This is a genomic window from Microcoleus sp. Pol12B3 (genome assembly GCF_036701355.1).
Classification (GTDB): Bacteria; Cyanobacteriota; Cyanobacteriia; order Cyanobacteriales; family Microcoleaceae; genus Microcoleus.
The window spans coordinates 59,427-76,301 of the sequence record NZ_JAUBQS010000009.1 but is presented as its reverse complement, the minus strand read 5'-3'; the positions used below and the strand labels follow the sequence as shown (position 1 = coordinate 76,301).

At 47.5% G+C, this 16,875-nt stretch carries 17 protein-coding genes and 1 pseudogene; 13 read left to right on the top strand and 5 right to left on the bottom strand.

The features are described 5' to 3' along the window. Positions 1-108 precede the first annotated feature (108 nt). Entirely contained in the window at positions 109-579 is a 471-nt protein-coding gene (locus QUA53_RS06820; protein ID WP_333095811.1) for a MarR family transcriptional regulator, read from the top strand. A 163-nt stretch (positions 580-742) separates the two neighbouring features. Next, positions 743-2,419 carry an HlyD family efflux transporter periplasmic adaptor subunit gene (locus tag QUA53_RS06815; RefSeq protein WP_333095810.1) on the top strand — a complete coding sequence of 559 codons (1,677 nt, stop codon included), beginning with the start codon at positions 743-745 and terminating at the stop codon, positions 2,417-2,419. 210 nt (positions 2,420-2,629) lie between these two features. Here QUA53_RS06815 and QUA53_RS06810 read toward each other — a convergent pair whose 3' ends face one another. Continuing rightward, on the bottom strand, positions 2,630-3,769 hold the full coding sequence (locus tag QUA53_RS06810) for a DUF4365 domain-containing protein (RefSeq protein WP_333095809.1): 1,140 nt from the start codon (positions 3,767-3,769) through the stop codon (positions 2,630-2,632). 286 nt (positions 3,770-4,055) lie between these two features. Between QUA53_RS06810 and rpmH the strand changes: the two genes are divergently transcribed. The 11 genes from rpmH to QUA53_RS06755 all read left to right on the top strand — a co-directional run bounded on the left by rpmH (position 4,056) and on the right by QUA53_RS06755 (position 12,822). Beyond that, the gene (gene rpmH / locus QUA53_RS06805; RefSeq protein WP_006632320.1) at positions 4,056-4,193 is read left to right on the top strand and encodes a 50S ribosomal protein L34; all 138 of its coding nucleotides are present in this window, start codon (positions 4,056-4,058) and stop codon (positions 4,191-4,193) included. Positions 4,194-4,235: 42 nt separating this feature from the next. Then, a complete protein-coding gene (gene rnpA, locus QUA53_RS06800; RefSeq protein ID WP_333073508.1) occupies positions 4,236-4,640 on the top strand; it encodes a ribonuclease P protein component in 405 nt (134 codons plus the stop codon). Further along, positions 4,612-5,004, top strand: a complete 393-nt coding sequence (locus QUA53_RS06795; RefSeq protein WP_333067527.1) for a PH domain-containing protein — start codon at positions 4,612-4,614, stop codon at positions 5,002-5,004. Before rnpA ends, QUA53_RS06795 begins: the two co-directional genes overlap by 29 nt. A gap of 203 nt (positions 5,005-5,207) precedes the next feature. Next, positions 5,208-6,356, top strand: a complete 1,149-nt coding sequence (gene yidC, locus QUA53_RS06790; protein ID WP_333073514.1) for a membrane protein insertase YidC — start codon at positions 5,208-5,210, stop codon at positions 6,354-6,356. A gap of 11 nt (positions 6,357-6,367) precedes the next feature. After that, entirely contained in the window at positions 6,368-6,841 is a 474-nt protein-coding gene (locus tag QUA53_RS06785) for a R3H domain-containing nucleic acid-binding protein (protein ID WP_333095808.1), read from the top strand. 90 nt (positions 6,842-6,931) lie between these two features. Beyond that, positions 6,932-7,447, top strand: coding sequence for a YceD family protein (locus QUA53_RS06780; RefSeq protein WP_333095807.1), 516 nt, complete (start codon positions 6,932-6,934; stop codon positions 7,445-7,447). An 18-nt stretch (positions 7,448-7,465) separates the two neighbouring features. Continuing rightward, positions 7,466-8,974 (top strand): AAA family ATPase, encoded by a 1,509-nt coding sequence (locus QUA53_RS06775; RefSeq protein ID WP_333095806.1) that lies wholly within the window; start codon positions 7,466-7,468, stop codon positions 8,972-8,974. A 191-nt stretch (positions 8,975-9,165) separates the two neighbouring features. Then, on the top strand, positions 9,166-9,627 hold the full coding sequence (locus QUA53_RS06770) for an SH3 domain-containing protein (RefSeq protein ID WP_333095805.1): 462 nt from the start codon (positions 9,166-9,168) through the stop codon (positions 9,625-9,627). 456 nt (positions 9,628-10,083) lie between these two features. Continuing rightward, positions 10,084-10,260 (top strand): hypothetical protein, encoded by a 177-nt coding sequence (locus tag QUA53_RS06765; RefSeq protein ID WP_333095804.1) that lies wholly within the window; start codon positions 10,084-10,086, stop codon positions 10,258-10,260. 754 nt (positions 10,261-11,014) lie between these two features. Next, positions 11,015-11,203, top strand: a complete 189-nt coding sequence (locus QUA53_RS06760; protein ID WP_333095803.1) for a hypothetical protein — start codon at positions 11,015-11,017, stop codon at positions 11,201-11,203. 41 nt (positions 11,204-11,244) lie between these two features. Continuing rightward, entirely contained in the window at positions 11,245-12,822 is a 1,578-nt protein-coding gene (locus QUA53_RS06755) for a peptidoglycan-binding protein (RefSeq protein WP_333095802.1), read from the top strand. A gap of 177 nt (positions 12,823-12,999) precedes the next feature. Here QUA53_RS06755 and QUA53_RS06750 read toward each other — a convergent pair whose 3' ends face one another. The 4 genes and pseudogenes from QUA53_RS06750 to lipA all read right to left on the bottom strand — a co-directional run. Then, a complete protein-coding gene (locus QUA53_RS06750) occupies positions 13,000-13,527 on the bottom strand; it encodes a transcriptional repressor (protein ID WP_333095801.1) in 528 nt (175 codons plus the stop codon). A gap of 358 nt (positions 13,528-13,885) precedes the next feature. Further along, positions 13,886-15,151 (bottom strand): RNA polymerase sigma factor SigC, encoded by a 1,266-nt coding sequence (gene sigC, locus QUA53_RS06745; protein ID WP_333073525.1) that lies wholly within the window; start codon positions 15,149-15,151, stop codon positions 13,886-13,888. 520 nt (positions 15,152-15,671) lie between these two features. Next, positions 15,672-15,845 carry a hypothetical protein gene (locus QUA53_RS06740; protein WP_333095800.1) on the bottom strand — a complete coding sequence of 58 codons (174 nt, stop codon included), beginning with the start codon at positions 15,843-15,845 and terminating at the stop codon, positions 15,672-15,674. A gap of 92 nt (positions 15,846-15,937) precedes the next feature. After that, positions 15,938-16,813 (bottom strand): annotated as a pseudogene (gene lipA, locus QUA53_RS06735) (lipoyl synthase); the annotation flags it as partial. Positions 16,814-16,875: the final 62 nt, after the last annotated feature.

The window sequence follows — 16,875 nt, the reverse complement described above, 5'->3', positions numbered from 1 at the left end:
TTCCCGGTTTTAGCATAGCTGGCGACCTCAAAAAATTTGCTTGCGCCCCCTTGACAAAACCCCAAAAAATATCATACTCTAATAATACGAACGCTAACTAATAAACATATGGTTATTGCATCCACTGTCAAGCGCATAAATCTAGCTCAGTGGTACGACGTTCTCGCCCCCCACAGCCTGGGCTACCGTCTCAAACTTCTGGCACAGCTAGGCAGTCGCAGGCTGCAAGAGGTACTTGAACCCTTTGGCTTAACACCTTTTCACTGGCTGGTACTCTGCTGTTTGTGGCAAGAAGACGGTTTGCCGACTTCCAGCATTGGCGACAAACTGCAACAAGTAGGCGGAACGCTGACAGGCGTGATCGATCGCATGGAAGAAAGAGGCCTAGTCCGCCGGGAGAGAGACACGCGTGATCGCCGCATTTGGCGCATTTGGCTGACAGACTCCGGCAGGGAACTGCAAGAGGTATTGCCCCCGCTGGTAGCTAAAATCAGAGATCGAGCTGTCGAGGGAATTTCACAGGCCGATCGAGAACTCTTTTCCGAACTGATCGATATCGCGATCCTGAATCTTTCCTAAACCGACAAATCAATCTTTTGAGTGAAGTGCAGCAGCATCTACCTCTACTACATTACAAATATCCGTAAAATACTACGCACTCTTAAAAAAAGCCGTCTTACTAAATAAAAACTACGCACTCTAAACAAACGACATCTTACTAAAGAATCAGGAGTCAAATACAGTGAAAGGCACAAACGAAACCAACCCAACAGAACTCAACGGCAACAGCAAATCAGTCGCCGTATTAGAAAAACCGATCGACGACAGCATCGCTAAAAGCCTACCAGTAATCCCCGCCCCAGAAACAGAAATCAGCGCCCCCGCCGAAGTCAAAACAGGCGCAGAAACAGAACTGCAAGCACCCCTGCCGACGGCTGCAACACCCAAGAAAAAAGCCCCGAAAGCGTTGATATTAGCAGCGCTGGGCCTAGGGGCGATCGCAGCAGGCAGCTTCGGCTACCGCTACTGGCAATACGCCTCCATCCACCAAGAAACCGAAAACGCCACAGTTGCCGGACACATCCACCAAATCAGCAGCCGCGTCAACGGTACTGTCGCCGAAGTCTTAGTACAAGACAACCAACAAGTAAAACCCGGACAACTGCTGATCAAACTCGACCCCCGCGACTATCAAGTTAAAGTCCAACAAGCCCAAGCAGCCTTAGAAAACGCCCGCCGCCAAGCCGAAGCGGCCGAAGCCAATATTTCCCTGGCCTCTCAAACCAGCCAAGGCAAAACAGCCCAAGCCCAAGGAGATATCAGCGGTGCAAACGCTGCGATTTCCACCGCCCAAGCAGCACTAAGAGAAGCCCAGCAAGGCGTACCCGCAGCAGAAGCTACCGTTGCTGAAGCCGAAGCCGGCGTACCTGCAGCGCAAGCCAAAGTCGCCCAAGCCGAAGCCGGAATTCCCCAAGCTCAAGCTAAAGTGAAGGAAGCTGAAGCCGGGATTGCCGCAGCGCAAGCTCAGCTAGCACAAGCGCAGGCTAATCTGGTCAAGACGCAAGCTGATTATAGACGGTACGAAAGCTTGCAGTCTGAAGGTGCGATCGCCCGCCAGCAACTAGACGCAGCGAGAGCCGCCTACCAAGTAGCCCAAGGCCAAACCACCGCAGCCCAACAAGGAATTGCCCAAGCTAGAGCGCGGTTAGCCCAAGCTAAGGAAGGCGTAACCGAAGCTCAAGCAGCAGTAGCCCAAGCTCGAGAAGGGGTAAAACAAGCTCAATCCCAAGTAGCGCGCGCCCAAGTCGGTGTCGCCAGCGCTCAAGCTAAAGTCGCCCTAGCGCAAGAAGGTATCAGCACCGCCGAAGCAAAACTTGCTGCATCAAAGGGCGGATTGCAACAGGCGCAAGCTACGGGCGAGCAAACTAAAGTCAGTCGATCGCAGTATGATGCTGCTAAAGCTGCGATCGGGCAATCGGAAGCTGCGGTTAAAGACGCTCAACTGCAACTTTCCTACACGAATATCACCGCTCCCGCCGCCGGACAAATCGGCCGCAAATCGGTTGAAGTCGGGCAGCGGGTGCAGCCGGGAACTCCGTTAATGGCGATCGTCAGTAACGATTTGTGGGTAGTTGCTAACTTCAAAGAAACGCAACTGGCAAACATGAAACCAGGCCAAAAAGTAGAAATTAAATTAGATGCTTTTGGTAGTCGCAAATTTGAAGGTCATCTCGATAGTTTCTCCCCTGCTTCTGGCGCTCAATTTTCCTTATTGCCTCCCGATAATGCTACGGGCAATTTCACCAAAGTTGTGCAGCGGATTCCGGTGAAAGTTGTGTTTGATGCCGAAAGCGTTAAAGGATACGAATCGCGGATTGCACCGGGGATGTCTGCTACGGTAAATGTGGAACTGAAATAAGGGAAGAAGACGGATGAATTTAGAAGTCTGGGATTTGATTTTTTGTGAATAGAAGAGGAAATCCAAGACTTCTGGGAGTTTGAGAAGTTTGAAAAGTCTGGGATTTGATTTTTTTCGGTTAAGGGCGATCGCCCTTGCAATATCATCTGGGAAAGTTAGGGATATGGTAGTGAAAACGAAACCGAAATCTCCTTCACCAGCTAGTCAAACTTAAAGCGTGTTTGGAAACTTCAAGGGTAAAGAGTATTTGCGTCCAGACAAATCAAAATAGTGCCAAAGTATTTCTCTTCTCGGATCTGGATGCAGATAACTACCCGTCCTCCTTTCCCTTGTTTCCGTAGAAACTGTTTTACTAGCCACCAGACTAATGGCATACCACTGCCCATCCACCTTGAAAAGATTTAATTTACCTGGTGGTATTTCATACCAAGCTATTGCTGAAATAGACCTTCTGTCTACTATTACTGAAATGCTTCCCCCAGGATAACCTCCGCGTGACATGAGATTTTTGTGTAGCTCGCAATTAGTAAAGTCAAGGCTTAGTAAATAACATATTTTTTCAAAGGTTTCATGACTAAGAATATAATTTCTTTCAACTGGCATTTGCAGTAGGATAGCTTCTCCTCCTTTTAACTCACCCCAAGCTCTAGCTTTAACTTCCTTACTATATCCTTCACCACCGAATGTTTGTGCATAGACTGTAACTGGAGAACCAGGGCTTCCATATGCACACTTGGCATTAGCGATTCGACTACCTTCTAAGTAGTAATGCATTAATCCTTTGATAGTCATTCTCTCTGGCGAGGATGACCTGTCAAATTCCAGCCTCAATGTTCCCAGATAATCGCCCTGCCGAGGAGTAGCTGAAGCTTGCATATTAACTATTGATACCAATTGAGCAGGCAGTGCATCTACATCTTGCTCAAAACGATTTTGAAGAGGAACTGGAATCGAAACCGTTTGTTGTTCTTGCCAGTTTTTATTAAGCGAGCTAAGAAAATCCTTTGGGAAAGACCAATAGAAATTGTAATTTTGACGATCAACTACAACTAAAAATGTTGGATTGGGCTGGATTAACCAATAATTAATAGTCGTTACTGCAATACGAACTCGAATTGAATCGCCTTTGAATTCAGACTCTTCTGTACCTTTGCATTGAACGTTAAATAACTTTCCAGTTGGGTACTCTCCTTGCATAAGCTCACAAATGAAATCAATCCCCATATCCCGATCTTGTTGAACAGGATGAACATTACAAAACTTAGTTAAAACTGAATTAAGAAGGTCAGCAGCACTTACACCAATTCTCTGAGCGTCTGTACGTTTAGGTAAATTAGGTAAATTTGTCATTACGGTAATGGAGCTTTTTTCACAATTTTAACTAAACCGCTATCTAAGGCGAAAGCAAATAGGAATAGAAATACTTTAAGTAGAAGATGGCTTTGTCTGTGTAACTTATAATTGTATCGCAGTTTCGGTATAATACTTAATATAATACAAAAATACCGCAACTTCACTCTTACTCTCATTACATCTCAACTGTAAAAAATATTATTGCCAATAAAACAACTCTATGGTAAACTAGAAGATTGTGAATATTAATCAAAAGTAAAGTAACAAGCCGGGAGAAATCAAAATGACACAGCAAACCCTGCACGGAACCAGCCGCAAAAGAAAAAGAACATCGGGTTTTCGCGCCAGAATGCGTACCGCAACCGGTCGATTGGTAATCAAAGCTCGCCGCAGCAAAGGTCGCCACCGCCTCGCAGTGTAGCACTGCATCAAGGTTGAGAGGCCTCAACGATCGCCCTACGCCATGTTGCCCGATACAAACCGACTTAAGCACCGAAAAGACTTCAGCGCCGTATACCGCAAGGGAATGCGCCGTAACTCGGCCCATTTCAGCTTAAGAGCTCTGCGTAAACCAAAAAGCGCCGAATTAAGCAAACCGACAGCCGAAAAATCCTTGCAGCCAACTCGCACAGGCATTTCCATCAGCCTGAAAGTCAGCAAACGCGCTGTAGTCCGCAACCGGATTAAGCGTCAGATTCGGGCAGCTTTGCGACACCTATTGCCCCGATTAAAATTCGGGTGGGATTTAGTAATTGTCGTGCGTCCGATCGCACAAGAGTGCAATTATGCAGAAATTCTGCAAGAATTAGAGCAGTTGTTGGTAGAAGCCGAGGTACTAGATGGGAATTCGAGAGGAAGTATATTATGAAGGCGGCCCCGCGCCGGGAGACTTGATCCTCAATTTACTCCTGGGGCTGACTGTGGTGGGAATCCCCCTAGCAGTAGGAGCAATTGTCCGGGCTCTGTGGCTGCGGTATCGGATCACAAGCCGCCGAGTGTCCGTAACTAGCGGTTGGATGGGGGGCGATCAGACAGACGTTATCTACTCAGATATAGTCAAAATCGTCACCGTACCTCGCGGTTTCGGGACTTACGGAGACATGGTGCTCACCATGAAAAATGGCAGCCGCTTGGAACTCAGAGCTATGCCGAAATTTCGAGCAATGTATGACTACATTAACGAAAAACTGCCCGTAGCAGCTCAAAAAGCAAACGCGGCCCAAGCTAAATAACCGCACCGCTTCACCCTCAAATCAGGGTAAAGTCACTGCGACTATTGGCAAACTCATTACCACAAACCCGCAGACCGGGCGGTCGATCGACGGGCCATGTCCTAAGATAGAGACAAAACCCTAAAAATTGAGGCGGCTCGCGTTAAGCGGGTAAAAATAGTTCTCAACAGCAAACATAGAGCACCTAAATTAACTCAAAGCGAATGGATTTCGGTATCTCGTTTCTCTCCAACAACCTCATGCTCCCGATCCTAGATTTTTTCTACGGGATCGTGCCAAGCTACGGTTTAGCGATCGTAGCACTGACGCTCGTGATTCGCTTTGCTCTTTATCCTCTCAACGCAGGCTCTCTTCGCAATATGCGGCGCATGAAAGTAGCGCAGCCGTTGATGAAAGAGCGAGTAGATCAAATTCAAAAACTCTATAAAGACAATCCTGCCAAACAGCAGGAGGAAATGAGCAAAGTATACAAAGAATTTGGTAATCCTCTAGCAGGATGCTTCCCCTTGGTGCTGCAAATGCCAGTGCTGTTTGCGCTGTTTGCAACGCTCCGTGGCTCGCCGTTTTCTGACATAAATTACAGCGTCAACGTTCAAGTTTTGCCGAAAGAACAAATCGAAACTGTTCAACCGCAAGCTTTTGCTACACCGCCACAAAATATTTACGTCACAGGTACTTTTCATGCTCCTGTTGTGGGCGTAATTCCAGGCGGCGACAAACTCGCAGTCGGCGAAACAACCAAGATTAATTTTCAAACCCCAGAGGGCAAACCTCTTAAAGTTTTAGCGACAGAAAATAAGAGCGAAATCGACTTTGAACCCGGCTGGAAAGTCATCAAAGGCGAAGAAGTGGTCAAGGTAGATGAACAGGGCAACATCACGGCCTTAGCGCCCGGTGAAGCCACAGTTCAAGGCACAATCCCCGGATTGGCTTCTAACAAAGGATTCCTTTTTATTGAAGCTCTAGGCCGCGTGGGCGCGATCGACTCAGACGGTACAATCCACTGGGATATTTTGGTAATGATCCTGGGCTTCGGCATCAGTTTGTATATCAACCAAACTCTTTCAGGACAAGCACAAGGACCAAACGACAACCCCCAACAGGCTACAGTCAACAAACTGACGCCAGTCATATTTTCAGGGATGTTTTTGTTCTTCCCGCTGCCTGCAGGCGTGTTGATGTATATGCTCATTGCTAACATCTTCCAGACAGTTCAAGCGTTTATTTTGTCGCGAGAACCGCTGCCGGAAAACCTGCAAAAAATAGTAGACGAAGCAGAGGCGAAAACCAAAAAAGATCAGGGATTAGATGCCCTTCCCTTTGAGCCAAAGCGTGCCAAGAAAAAGGCTTGATTTTAACAACAATGAAAGACTCTCAAATGCAGCGCGGACAGGCATGGTTAGAAGAATTGCTACAACTGTCCGCAATTCCTTCAAAAGTGGTATGCGAACAACGAGAAGATTGCTATTGGATGACAATAGATGAAAGCAATCTGACTCCAGAACAAGTTGCAATCTTAGTCGGGCCAAACGGTAATGTATTAGATGCCATTCAGTACCTCTGTAACACGGTTCAGAATATAGGTCAGGAAGTAGAGGAGTCAATTCCTTATACAGTAGAACTAAATGGCTATCGCATCCGCCGCCAAGAAGAATTGCGATCGATGGCAGAGTACGCAGCAGATCAAGCCCGATCGACGGGAGTTGAAGTTGAAATAAAATCTCTGTCTTCGGCAGAACGCCGTCAAGTCCACAGCTTTTTGAGCGAATGTGAGGATATAGAAACTTACAGTCAAGGACAAGAACCCGATCGGCGTTTGGTAGTGCGGCTGCGCTGACGCTAAAGAAGGAAGAAGGAAGAAGGAAGAAGTTAAAAATTAACTATTCCTTTTGACCTTTGAATTCAAGAAGTAGGAAGGCAAAAGATTATGGAGACAATTTATATCCCTCATCTACTCACAAAAAGTGAGCGGAAAGAGGTCATTGATTTTGAAGAATTTATCCCCGATTTAGAAACTCTTACTCCGGTGCGAGGACGACTGCAAGTGACTCACCAAGGAAATTATCTTGAGGTGAAGGCGAAAGCAGAAACAATTGTTACTCTCACGTGCCACCGATGCTTGAAACAATACAATCATCGTTTAGCACTAAACTCATCGGAACTAATCTGGCTCGAAGAAACAGGAAATCAAACAGATTCAAGTTCAGCAGAAATAGAAGTTGCTTTAGAAGATTTGGTGGAAAATTTGTCCCCAAGCGGCTATTTCTCTCCGCGCGATTGGGTGTACGAGCAAATGTGTTTGGAGCTGCCGCACAAACAGATATGCGATACTGAATGTCCGGGAATTTCTTTAACTGATGATGCAACAAATACAGCAAGCTCCGAAACAGTCTCAGACAGTCGCTGGGCATCTCTGGAAGCACTTAAACGGCAATTGCCTTAGTCAGTTGACTAATAACTAATGACTATTTTTAGCGACGAGTTTGAACTACTGCTGCGATCGCGCTACCCCCTAATTTACATTCCCACACGGGAAGAAGAGCGCGTAGAAGCGGCGATCGCCCAAAGCGCCAAAAAACAAGGTTCTCGCGCCGTCTACATCTGGGATTTTGTTGATGGCTACCAAGGCAATCCCAACGATACAGGTTTTGGCAAGCGCAACCCGCTGCAAGCCTTGGAATTTCTCGAAAAATTGCCCGCCTCCGCGCCGGCAATTTTTATTCTGCGGGACTTTCAGCGGTTTTTGGAAGATGTCTCGATTTCCCGCAAGCTGCGGAATTTGGCGAGACTCCTCAAATCTGTACCCAAAAATATTGTCATCGTATCTCCTATAATTTCGATACCAGAAGACCTCAGCGAAGTGATGACTGTTTTGGAGTTTCCCCTGCCTGCGGCGGCGGAAATCAAAATTGAGGTAGAAAGGCTGTTAGGGGCTACCGGACAAGCCATTGAAGGGCGTTTGCTGGACGAAACAGTGCGCTCCTGTCAAGGGCTGTCGATCGAACGAATACGCCGAGTTTTGGCCAAGGCGATCGCCACCAGAGGCGAACTCCATCCCGACGACGCGGAACTGATTTTAGAAGAAAAGCGCCAAACAATTCGCCAAACTCAAATTCTGGATTTTTACCCAGCCCGCGAAAATATCTCCGATATCGGTGGTTTGGACAATCTCAAAGAATGGCTGCTGCGGCGCGGCGGTGCTTTTTCCGATCGAGCCCGCCAATACGGTTTGCCGCATCCCAGAGGTTTGTTGTTAGTCGGAATTCAAGGAACCGGAAAATCCTTAACAGCAAAGGCGATCGCCCACCACTGGCATTTGCCTTTGCTGCGGTTGGATGTCGGGCGCTTGTTTGCCGGATTAGTCGGAGAATCGGAATCCCGCACCAGGCAAATGATTCAGCTAGCGGAAGCTTTGGCCCCCTGCGTGCTTTGGATTGACGAGATTGACAAAGCTTTTGCGGGATTAGACGGTAAAGGAGATTCCGGGACAACCAGCCGGGTGTTCGGGACATTTATTACTTGGTTGGCAGAAAAAACTTCGCCGGTGTTTGTAGTCGCAACGGCCAACAACATCCAGTCTCTGCCACCAGAAATGCTGAGAAAAGGCAGGTTTGACGAAATATTTTTTGTGGGTTTGCCCAGCCAGGAGGAACGGCGGGCGATTTTTGAGGTACATTTGTTGCGGTTGCGATCGCACAGCATCAAAAATTACGATGTAGAGCGCTTGGCTTATGAAACTCCCGATTTTTCCGGGGCCGAAATCGAGCAAACTTTGATTGAAGCCATGCACATTGGGTTTAGCCAAAATCGAGACTTTACCACAGATGATATTTTAGAATCAGCTAGTCAGATGGTGCCCTTAGCCAGAACGGCTCAAGAACAAATCCAGTTTCTCCAAGATTGGGCCGCTGCGGGGAAAGCTCGCCTTGCTTCTAGATACGGCAGTTTGAGCCGCCGGATTCAAGGTTAAGCTTTTGAAGTCAGTAGTCAGTAGTTAGTAACCAGTTGTCAGTTGGCAGTTACCAGATTTTACTCAACATTCAACAGTCAACACTCAACAGTCAACCTTCTTCCCTCTTCCCTTCTGCCTTCTGCCTGACATCCGTTACATCCGTTACAGGATCCGTTGCCGAACTTCCTTCTTCCTTCATTTGCGGTTTTATGAACAGTGTATATAGCGTTTTCAAATTTTTAGTGGGTTTTCTGCTCGCGATCGTCCTGATGGCAGGTGCTAGCGTCGCTGCTGCACTTTACTTTGCGGCTAAGTTAACTACTGTGCCCGAAAAACCTGTTTTTCCCAACGACAAAACAGCAGTTCAGGTTGCAGGCGCAGCGCCGAAGTCAACAGCCCAGGCTAGCCCTGTTTCTACATCTAGCGATGCCCCGTCTCCGAAACCCCTGGAACCAGGAGCTTACCGAGCTGTGGTGACTCAGCCGATCGGCTTAATTCTCCGGGATACTGGTAGCCGAGACTCGAACCGTATTGGCGGTGTTGGTTACAAGGAAAAAGTCGTAGTTTTGGAAGAGTCGCCCGACAAAGAGTGGCAGCGAATTCGGATTGAGGATGACAATCGCGAGGGTTGGGTCAAAGGTGGCAATACTGAAAGAGTTGAGGGCGAATAGGAATTAGGCAAAATAGACAAAAAATATACTCCTCTGAGTGTGAGGGCAGCGAAGCAATTGTAGTGTGCAGGTTGTTTACCAACCCTGGGTTTTTTCCTGTCTCTGGCTCCAAATATCGAGATACATATTTATAAATAAAAGTCAAGTTAAATTTCTTTACGATATTTGCGATAGCAGTTTGATGCGCTGACACTGCAGGTGCAATCGCCCCTGCAAAATCCTGACCTTAAGATAAAAGCCCAGCAGGCAAAAGGTTTTAAAAGCTAAAACTCAACAGAAAAACTCAATAATACATAAACCTAACTTATGTGATTCAGGAGAGTATGTTAAGAACATTAGCAAAATTTTAAGGTTAGTTGCAAAACCCAGGCTGTTGTCACCGCCACAGAGGCAAGAGTGGTAGCTTGGATTACAAGATGTAAGTTTTCCGCTTAACAGCTACCAACAATAAAAAATATGTACGACAAACGTCCCGATCGAGATTTGGCGACTGCTGCTGTTACTGCAGCTTTGGGAGCTGGGATCGTTACCTCTTTTGCGGTGAGCAGAGGGCAAAACCCGCTGGTAGCCATCGCAATTACTATTTTTGCAGCGGGAGTAGCTGTAATTTGCGATCGGTTCGGCTTAATTTAACTCAATTGGCGTAAGTCCTACGCTGTAATTGTACTCAATTGGGCGTTGGGATATAAGCCAAGCAAGGTCTATGAAATAATCAAAAATTTCCTGATTTCTCACAAAAAGATGGTAAGATATCAGTGGTTGCGACCCACCCACTCGGCTGCAAACAATAGGTCACAGTAGCATTAGTATGCTTGCCAAGGATAACTGCGAGAGAAAAGGGGAAAAGACAGACCGCTGGTTATTGGGATACGTCCTAATGTGAAATACAATCTAAGTTTGTCATACGGAATAGTTTTTTGCCTTGGGAAACAGGGTTTCTGGGTGGGTTCCCTACGAAGGGATAAAGGCTGCAAAGCCAGAGATGCCGTGTAAGACTGGGATCGTCTTGAGTGACGAATATTCACCAATTGATATCCCCAACAGAGCAACGGCAAATAAGACACGAAGCCTACACGCTCACCGCAAGGTTAGTGTTAGGTATTTCACTACAAAGTCAACTTATCAAAAAATTCCCGCCCTATTTGCAACTAGCAAACGTGGGGGTTTTTAGTAGCTAGTTTTTTGGTTAATCAGCGGTACTTTCCTAGACGCACTCGCCACATGAAGAAGCCGCGTTTCTTAACAAAAAATCTGCAATTTCAGGCTCTTTAGCCGACCACAAATTAAGGTGATGACAGCCTGCTCGCAAGTCTTGTGGTAATTTCAGCGGCAGGCAGATAAAATATTAGCCAACACTACCTGACAACTTATTCTCTTTTGGTCTTAAATGCTAAGACTATGCCTGCAAACTTTTTTGCTGAGTCTCGCGTCTCTAGAAGCAGCGATGCTATCTTGGTTATTACCTGTAATTATTTTTGACGGTATTTTTTTAGAAAAACGGGTGCTTCGCGCTTTTCAAGTAGAACTTAGCGTTGGTAGAATCCAAGCCAAGCGTGCCAAAAATCATTTTTGGTAGTTTGCTCACACAACCCACCCACCATTTCACACTAAAAAATTATGGAATCTCTTGCTTACCTCGAACTTGCTCTTGTTTGCGAAGCACCCCTAGAGTCGAAAATTTTTGATAAACCCAAGTGGCAAAACCTATCGAGTCAAACTTACGTCCGTTTGCTGTCTCTGGCTTTGATGCTGTCGGTTTTGAGTGCAGCCGGTTCGGCTTTTGCTCAAATAGATCCGGGATATCCCAATTTGCGCTCTGTTCAAGACAGGTTGCGGGAACTCGGCTATTTTCCCAGATCTTCGACAGGTCAACTCGGCCCAGTTACTCAACAAGCTCTGACTAACTTTCAGCGAGACTATCAACTGTCGCTGACTGGTAGGCCCGATCGAGCTACTGTAATAGCACTTAACAGTTTGGCCGGGGATGACGATCGACCTTTTAAAACTATCTATACAAATTATAGGGAGCTGCGTTTTGGAGACGCGGGTGCAGATGTTTCGGCACTCCAGCGCAGGTTGAAGCAGCTAGGCTACTTCAGCGCGCATCCTACAGGGAGTTTTCGCGAAGTTACTCAAAATGCCGTTAGATACTTCCAGCGAATTAATCGGCTGCGGGTGACTGGAGTTGCCGATAGGCAAACTTTAGCTTTGCTGTTTGGTTCCACCCGGCCAATCCCCCCCGTTACGCTTCCAAGGGATATTTCGGGAAATGGCGGTTGCAAGGGGCTGCGGTTCGGGGACAGAGGGGCAACGGTAGACTTGATCCAGCGACAATTAAAAGCTTTGGGCTATTTTGAAGGCGGCGTTGACGGTAAGTTTCGGGAACGCACTCTCTACGCTGTGACTCGTTTTCAGCAAGATTACAATCTGGTTTCTGATGGTTGCGCTGACACTGCTACTTTGACTGCTATCGATGCCCAGATGAGGCAAGCTGAAATTACCTCATGGACTGAGGAAGATGACCAACAGATTAATGGCGGAGATTTTCTAGAGTTGGGCGACAGAGGCCGACAAGTAGAATTTGTGCAGCGGCGGCTGCAAGAATTGGGTTATTACAGGAGCCAGATTCACGGTTGGTTCGATCGACCAACTCAGGCAGCTTTGATCCGCTTTCAGAGAGATAGCGGGCTGTTCGGGACTGGAAGGGTCGATCGCAGCACTCGATCGGCTTTGCGGCAAGGCAACAGGCAGGCTGCAGCGCCTGTGCCGCAAATCGCCACTGGTCTGCGACGGGGCGATACTGGGGCTGTTGTCCGACAGCTTCAGTCTGCCCTCAGAAGTCTTGGCAAAAACCCCGGCCCGGTGAACGGAGTATTTGGAGCCGAGACCGAGTTTGCGGTGCTATCGTTTCAGCAGGAACGCAATTTGTCACCGGCGACGGGTATTGCCACTCCGGCGACTTTGGCTGCGCTCCGAAACGGATTAGCTGACCGGGTAGCTGTTCCTGCTGTTCCAATTAGCAGCAGTTTCAACTCTCGAGCGAGCATTCAGCAATTACAAAGGCGACTGCAAGACCTCGGCTTTTACACAGGCTCGATCAGCGGAGTTTTCGATGGTTCGACGAGAGACGCCCTCGATCGAGCTCAGCGCAGTTACGGGGTCAGCAGCGACGATTTGTTGAGCCAAACTTTTTAGCCCCAGGCTTGCGGACCCTACATCAAATAAATCGGGTTTCTCGTTTCCGACTCATTCCTGAAATGATGTATTTTTCTTAAGAAACCCGGTTTCCGCGTAACTGCGATCGCACTTGGGCTACCGATTTTTGTTAAAACTTGTAACAAGCCGTACTTGAAATGCGAAAATAGTGTACTGTCACTCGATTGAATCCGGGGCGCTGCTGCCGTTCTGGGCGATCGACCTCGGACAAGACCAATTGCTGGAAACCAAAGACGGCCATCCCATCCGCAAAGCTTCGTGACACACCGTATGAATGGTTAGCTGGCAGTCTAGCAGGTGCAACCCAGACTTTTCAGCTTGCTTCAGGCCAATTTTCAAAATCGAATCGTTATTAAATTCGATCGTCCTATTGCACTGAACGCAGACTAGGTGGTGGTGGTGATGCGGGTAAGGCTGGTTTATTTCATAGTGTTTGTGACCTTCTGCTAGTTCGAGTTCGCGGAGGAGGCTCATCCTTGCCATTAACTTTAAAGTTCGGTAAATGGTGGACAAGCTAATGTTTTCTCCGCGATTTTTTAACAAAGTGTACAAATCCTCCGCACTCAGGTGATTGCCTTTGGGGAGGTTCTGAAACACGTGCAAGATGGTTTCCCGTTGGGGAGTCATCCGCCAGCCTTTGTCATTGAGTTCGGATTTGAATGAGGACGCGGTATAAAGTGCCATAGTGACCCTCTCAAGAAAGTCTGCCTATTGACAATAATACACAACGATCGAGATATTTTGCAAATATCGCAGCTTATTGAAAAAAGATTGAGGAAAAAATTTGGTTTTTGATATTTTTTGACTTTTAACAAGCTTTATGAGTGAAAGCACCCAGGATAGAAGCCCCCATATTTATCCGTGGGGTCAATGCTTCAATCTAAAATCTAAAATCTAAAATCTAAAATCGATTGACTTGCTGCAGAGGACAGAGAAGTTGTTTAGAAGTAAATATTGTTACTTCTGCCGAATGCCTCATGCCTTCTGCACAAGTGCCAAATGCCTTGCTCCCCGATTAATCGCGCTGACTGACAGGCCAAATTTAAGTCAGAGACTCCAGATAGTCGCGCACGCGGTTGCGACGCTTGGGTTGGCGGAGTTTTTGCAAAGCTTTTGCTTCAATTTGGCGGACCCGCTCGCGGGACAAGTCGAGGGCACGACCGATTTCTGCCAGCGAATAGGGGTGTCCGTCGCCCAAACCAAAGCGCATCAGAATTACATCTCGCTCGCGACTGGTCAAATCTGCCAGCAGTTGCTGCAAGTCGCGGTGCAGAGCTTCTCGCATCAGCATTTCTTCTGGGGAGATGCTGTCGGTTTCGAGCAAGTCGCCCAACTCTGTATCTTTTTCGTTGCCCACTTTAGTTTCCAGAGAAACAGAACGGGGGACTCGCAGCAAAACTTCTCGGACTTGGGAGGCCGTCATGTCCAACTCGACAGCGATATCTTCGATCGTAGCTGTCCGACCTTTTTCTTGAGAAATTTTGCGCTGGGCTTTTTTGATTTTGTTAAGTTTTTCGGTAATGTGGACGGGGAGGCGAATGGTGCGGCTTTGAGTGGCGATAGCCCGCGTAATTCCCTGCCGAATCCACCAGTACGCATAGGTGCTAAACCGATAGCCCCGCGTCGGGTCAAACTTTTCTACAGCTCGCTCCAGTCCCAGAGTACCTTCTTGTATTAAGTCGAGCAATTCTAAACCGCGATTTTGATATTTTTTCGCCACCGAAACCACCAGGCGCAGGTTCGCCTTAATCATATGGTCTTTCGCTTCGACGCCTTCGGCTTGAACTCTTTCTATCGCCTCGACTGTCATCTCTGCTAACTCTGCCCACTGGCGCTTGCCTTCGGACATAATTCGCTTGAGTTCGGGCACGTCACCGACGCCGGCGGTTAATGCCCAGCGTTCCAGGGAAGGTTTATGTCCCAACTGTGCTGCTAACCGATCTCGCACTTCAATTAAATGCACAAAGCGCGCAATTAGCCCTTCTTCCTGGGAGGCGACGGTGTTGCGTAATTCCAGCAATTTGATATAGCGCTGAACTTTTTGAGCTTCCGAGACTTCTTCGTCTCTACCCAAGAGACGAACCCGACCTATTTCTTGGAGGTACAGGCGCACTAAATCTGTAGTGCGGCGGCTGGCATTTTTTTGCAATTTTGCTGCTGGGTCTGCATCTTCTGTCTCTGCTGGGTCTTGGTCGAGCAGTTCGTCTCCAGCTTCTTCAGCATCTTCGTCCAACACATCACCTTGCAAGGGATTGACTCGCAGTTGTTCGTCGAATTCAGCTTCAGCGTAAAAAGAGGTGGCTGGCATAGTGATTTTCTCAGTTGCTCCGGGTGAAAAGATGCTACGCTTAGCGGTTATTTATAATTAAGATGCCCACTTAGTTAAAACGAAGCATCACCGCTTTGTGTTTCTTTACTAACTTTCCTGACTTTTCTGCTGTTGTTCGATCGAACTTTTGCTGCCCCACTTGTTTTACCAAGATTCTGGAAAACGCTAAGAACTTTCTGATGTAACAGGTTGAAGGCCCGAAAAGTGTGTTGTACTTCTTTGTTTATGTAGCTAGTATAGATAGTGACTGGCTAGAAACAAGTGACGTTAGTCAGAAGTTAAGTTAATCTTCATCACCAATAAGCTGGTTCCCGATCACTTCGGAAAATTAACCATTTTTTTAATAAAACTTTATATAACTCGGCGCTCTAGATTAAAAATACCTTAGTGAACGGAGACGTTTAATCCATTACAGCATATGGGCTTGAGAGTTGCTAGAGTCCGCAGTAGCGAGTTATTGGCTGACGCAAAAACCGGGTTTATTCCTCAAATTTCTGGATTAAAACCTAGAAGTTTGAGGAAGAAACCCGGTTTCTGGATCTCTTTTGGGTAAGTCGCGACTTTGAGGCGACGATCGACTGATAATTGTTTTGGTGTTGGCTGCTGCTTCCGGCTTAACATCACGCCCCGAACACCAGCATTTGAAACCGGGTTTTTTGCCCAGGGCGTACATATCAAGCGCAAGTTTTTCCTCGCTGTTACCCGGTTGATGGGGTTTTAGTGAGAATGGTGCGATCGGGCGCGAGTCAACTCGAATTAAAATGGCTAGCGTGGGTAAAGTTTCATCAGTTCCCTCACCTGTTCGGCGTGATAGGAACTGCGAGTTAAGGGAGAAGCTACAACTTGCAAGAATCCCAAAGATTCGCCAAACTTTCTCCAAGCATCAAACTGTTCCGGAGGCACAAAGTTTTCTACGTTCAAGTGCTTTTGAGTCGGTTGCAGGTACTGTCCAACTGTTAAAATATCGCAGCCGACAGCCCGTAAGTCCTGCATCGCCTCCCGAATTTCGGTGTCTGTTTCTCCTAGTCCCACCATGATGCCGGATTTGGTGTAAACCCCAGGTGCGAGTTCGCGGCTTCGCTGCAATAGTTCCAAGGTGCGATCGTACTTTCCTTGCGGCCGCACCTTGCGGTAAAGTCGCTTTACGGTTTCGGTATTGTGGTTGAGTACCTCTGGCCGGGCTGCGAGAATGATTTCTAAAGCCTGCCAGTTGCCGCACAAGTCAGGAATCAAAACTTCTATAGTTGTATCGGGCATCGCCGATCGTACTGCTTGAATGCACTCAACAAACTGAGACGCGCCCCCATCCGGCAAATCGTCCCGGTTGACAGAGGTAATCACGACGTGGTTGAGTTTGAGCCGCTGGACCGCCTGCGCCAATCTTTGGGGTTCCGTGGGATCTAAAGGTTGGGGCTTTTTCTCAAAATCGATGTCGCAGTAAGGACAGGCGCGGGTACAAGCCGGGCCCATAATCAAAAATGTCGCAGTACCTGCGTTGAAACATTCGCCGATGTTCGGACACGACGCCTCCTCGCAAACCGTATTCAGGGATAAATCCCGCAAAATTTCTTTGACGTTGCCGACGCGCTCCCACTGGGGGGCTTTAACTCGCAACCACTGGGGCTTAACTGTCACGTCTGTCTCCGCCTGAGTAGTGTTTTACAAATAATTATATACGAGCTTGCTAATTTTTAACTTGAATG